At 49.4% G+C, this 1,876-nt stretch carries 2 protein-coding genes; one reads left to right on the top strand and one right to left on the bottom strand.

Going from position 1 to position 1,876, the window contains the following annotated elements:
- On the top strand, positions 1-865 hold an 865-nt coding region (gene purM / locus B7X71_RS16125; RefSeq protein ID WP_293601478.1), incomplete at its 5' end, for a phosphoribosylformylglycinamidine cyclo-ligase.
- Positions 866-877: 12 nt separating this feature from the next.
- Here the strand turns inward: purM and miaA are convergent.
- Positions 878-1,876: tRNA (adenosine(37)-N6)-dimethylallyltransferase MiaA (gene miaA / locus B7X71_RS16120; RefSeq protein ID WP_293601477.1), on the bottom strand; the 999-nt coding region annotated here is incomplete at its 5' end.

Genomic DNA, 1,876 nt, shown 5'->3' with positions numbered 1-1,876 from the left:
AGTATTGGTATCGGGTACTGACGGCGTTGGTACAAAGCTCAGATTGGCCTTTGAGTGGAATCGTCATGACACGATCGGCCAGGATTTGGTGGCAATGAGCGTGAATGACATTTTGGTTCAAGGCGCTGAACCACTCTTTTTTCTAGATTACTTCGCTTGCGGCAAGCTCACCGTCGACACAGCTGCCACCGTAGTTGGTGGCATTGCTAAGGGTTGTGAATTGTCAGGATGCGCATTGATTGGTGGTGAGACTGCTGAGATGCCTGGTATGTATCCTCCAGGTGAATATGACTTAGCTGGCTTTGCTGTCGGCGCTGTTGAAAAATCCAAAATCATTACTGGTGCAACGATTGCCCCGGGTGATGTGGTGTTGGCAATTGCTTCGAGTGGCGCCCATTCCAATGGCTACTCTTTAGTTCGCAAAATTATTGAGCGTGCTGGCGCAAAGCCAACTGATGATTTGGGTGGCCGTTCATTGGGTGATGTGGTGATGGCCCCTACGCAAATTTACGTGAAGCAGCTGTTGAAGTTGATCAATGAGATCAATGTAAAGGGAATGGCTCACATTACTGGGGGCGGCTTAGTGGATAACGTGCCACGTGTGCTCCCAGAAAATACGCAAGCTGTATTACATCGCGATAGCTGGCAAATGCCAGAGCTCTTCCGCTGGTTGCAGATGAAGGGTGGTGTGGCTGATGCAGAAATGGTGCGTGTATTTAACTGCGGTATTGGCATGGTGGTGATTGTGTCTGCCGATCAGGCAGATGCTGCAATTCAATCTCTCAAGGATGAGGGTTTGCATGCTTGGACGGTTGGTGAGGTTGTAGAGCGTCCAGCTGGTGCACCACAAACCATCGTTATTTAATACGCCTAAAGCCTATTTGCTTAGGCTTTGCTTGCAGTGCTCTAGGGCCGCATTCAACTCACTTGGGTTGAATGGGTCAAATTTTTTTCTTCCAGCGATTGCACGCAACCAAGTTAATTGCCGCTTTCCAAGTTGCCGTGTCGCTGCCAGTGCTTTGTAGCGCATCTCTGCTTGATCTACTTCTCCTGATAAAAATTCCCAGACTTGTCGATAGCCAACAGAGCGAATCGCAGGTAAGTCACCATGCAGGTCTGGATTTTTTCTAAGTAGCTGAACCTCTTCTAACAATCCTCCGATGAGCATTTCATCAAACCTTTTTTCTAGGTTCTGGTGTAAGCGTGAGCGATCGCTGGGCTCTAGCGAAACGAGGTCAATCCACTCCGGAATAGTTGAACCTTCTCTGCCATCTTCGCTTGGCGCATCTGCCAGCAGTTCCGACATTGGTTTGCTCGTGATTTCATAAACCTCTAAAGCACGTTGTACTCGTTGAGAGTCATTGGGTTGTAAGCGCGCCGCAGTAATGGGGTCTACTTTGGCGAGCTCAGCATGCATCGCAGGCCAGCCAATTAATTTACCTTGCTCATCGAGACGGGCGCGAATTTCTGGATCTGCTGGTGGCAAAGAAGAGAGGCCATAGGCCCAGGCCCGCCAATACAACATCGTGCCACCCACCACGACGGGAATATTCCCACGATCACGAATTTCTTCACATAGTCGCTTAGCATCATTTGCAAAGCGTGCTGCTGAATAGGATTCGGTGGGCTCTAAGATATCAATCAGGTGGTGTTGAACCGCAGCCTGTTCTGCTTTGCTTGGTTTAGCGCTTCCAATATCTAGTCCGCGATAAACCAGGGCAGAATCCATGCTGATGATTTCAACTGTTTTACCTAAGAGCCTGGCATGCTCTGCTAAAGCCATAGCGAGATGGGTTTTGCCTGCGCCTGTAGGGCCAACAATACAGAGTATGGGTGGCTGATGAGGTAAATGCGTAGGCTGAATGTGGGGTTCAGT

The organism is Polynucleobacter sp. 39-46-10, from assembly GCF_002282275.1.
This window is presented reverse-complemented; position numbering and strand designations above follow the sequence as displayed.